Origin of the sequence: Macromonas nakdongensis (genome assembly GCF_002837145.1) — a bacterium.
Taxonomy (GTDB): domain Bacteria; phylum Pseudomonadota; class Gammaproteobacteria; order Burkholderiales; family Burkholderiaceae_C; genus Macromonas_B; species Macromonas_B nakdongensis.
The window spans coordinates 1-2086 of the sequence record NZ_NWMV01000063.1; the positions used below are offsets into that span (position 1 = coordinate 1).

1 protein-coding gene and 1 pseudogene are annotated in these 2086 nt (G+C 73.9%); both read left to right on the forward strand.

The window, feature by feature from the left end:
• On the forward strand, positions 1–756 hold a 756-nt coding region (locus tag CON77_RS09620; RefSeq protein ID WP_101048939.1), incomplete at its 5' end, for a DUF3348 family protein.
• Positions 753–2086, forward strand: a pseudogene (locus CON77_RS09625) (hypothetical protein); the annotation flags it as partial. The gene CON77_RS09620 and the pseudogene CON77_RS09625, both read left to right, overlap by 4 nt.

A 2086-nucleotide genomic window follows, 5' to 3' on the forward strand; every position in this document is an offset into this window, starting at 1 on the left:
GTTGCTGCCTTGAACGCGACGGGGACAGGGGGCGGCCAGGCCGCTGCCGCGCGGGGCACGGTGGCGGGCAGCGGCCTGGTGCGCCTGTTGAGCGGCTGGGGCGTGTCAGAATCGCCCCCGGTGCGCCAGGACTTTGCCGAGCGCCTGAGCCTGTGGCTGGGGCCGACCGACGCGATGCGCCTGCGGGCGCTGCAGCCTTCCCTGCGGCCGCGCCTGGGCGCGCCTGGGCCGGCTCTGGAAACACAACGGCTGGCGGCGGCCTGTGCGGTGGCCCAGCAGGCCTGGGTCGGCTGGCGCCAGCGCATCGCGGTGGCCGGGCGTTTCGAGTCCGAGGGCGACGACCCGGTGCCCCGGCACGAGGCCGATGCCCCCGGCTTCGCCCCTTACCGCCTGGCCTACCTGGACTGGCAACGCGAGCTGGACGCGGGCATCGCCACCGTGCGCGCCCAGCTCCGGCAGGCTCTGGCACGGGAGGCGGCCTGGCGCCCCCTGGCCACGCTGGACGCGGTGCTCGAACCCATGACCGCGGCCCGGGCCAACAAACTCTGGGGCCTGGTGCCACAGTGTCTGGAGCAGCGCTTTCGCCACTGGCGCGACGCGGGACCGCCTGGCGGCGGGGCCGACACCCCCCGGGCCTGGCTGGCCCATTTCGAAGCAGATTGGACGGCCGCATTGCTGGCCGAACTGGACGCCCGGTGGGAACCGGTGCAGGGATTGATGGACGCATGGCGCAACGAGATCGAAACAAGGCAATGAACCGGACGGTGCTGGCCGGCAGCTTCGCCGCCGGCCTGGCGGTGGTGGTTTGGGTGGCATGGGGTTTTGTCGGCGTGAACGCGCTGGCGCTGGGGATGACCGGCCTGATCGCCGGGGTCTACCTGCTGGGCGGCTGGGAACTGTGGCGCTACCGCGCCCAGACCGCCGTTCTGGACGCGGCCCTGGAGGCCGCCGCATCCCCGCCACCCCTGCTCGACGACTGGCTGGCGCGGGTCCCGCTGCCCCTGCGCGCCGCGGTGCGCCTGCGCATCGAAGGCGAGCGGGTGGCCTTGCCCGGCCCGGCGCTGGCGCCTTACCTGGTGGGCTTGCTGGTGATGCTGGGCATGCTCGGCACCTTCCTGGGCATGGTCGTCACCTTCCAGGGCGCGGTGCTGGCACTCGAGGGCTCGGCCGATTTGCTGGCCATCCGCAGCGCCTTGTCCGCCCCGATCAAAGGGCTTGGCCTGTCCTTCGGCACCTCGGTGGCGGGGGTGGCGGCGTCGGCCATGCTGGGTCTGCTGGTGGCCTGGTGCCGGCGCGAACGGGCCGAGGTGGCCCGCCGTCTGGACATGGCGGTGGCCACCGCTTTGCGGCCGTTTTCGGCGCTGCACCAACGCCAGACCACCCACCAGGCCCTGCAGGCCCAGGCCGAGGCCTGGCCGGAGCTGCTGGCGCGCCTGCAGACCCTGGCCGACGGTCTGGAGCAGCGCGGCCAGCAGTGGCAAGACCGTTTGCTGGCGCAGCAGCAGGCCTTCCAGCACGAACTGGGGGGCCACTACGCCGCCTTGGCGCGCGACGTCGGCCAGGCCTTACAAGGCAGCCTGGTGTCCGCGGCCGAGGCCGCAGGCCAGAGCCTGCGGCCGGTGGTGGACGCCGCCATGACCGAACTGGTGGCCGAATCGGCCCGCCAGCACGAGCGCCAGGTGGCGCTCACCCAGGGGCAACTGCAGGCCTGGGCCGAGCGCTTCCAGGCCACCGCCGACGTGGCCGTCCGCGATTGGGCCCTGGCCGCGCAACAGCAGGCCGACAGTGGTGCCCGCCTGCTCCAGGGCTGGACCGCAGGCTGGGCCGAGACGCAGCACGGCCTGGACCGACGCGCCGAGGCCCTGCTGCAGGCGGTGCAGGACCAGGCGGCCCGGCTCCAGGCCGATCTGGCCACCCGGGCGGATCGGCAGGTCGAAGACCTGGCCCGCGCCCAAGCCGAGTGGCTGGCCCGTTCCGACGCCCTGGTGCAGGCCCGCACCGAGGTCGAGGCCACCGGCCTGCGCCAGCACGGCGAACGGCTGGATGGGCTGGTGCAGGCGTGGCGGCAGGAGCTGGCCACCCTGCG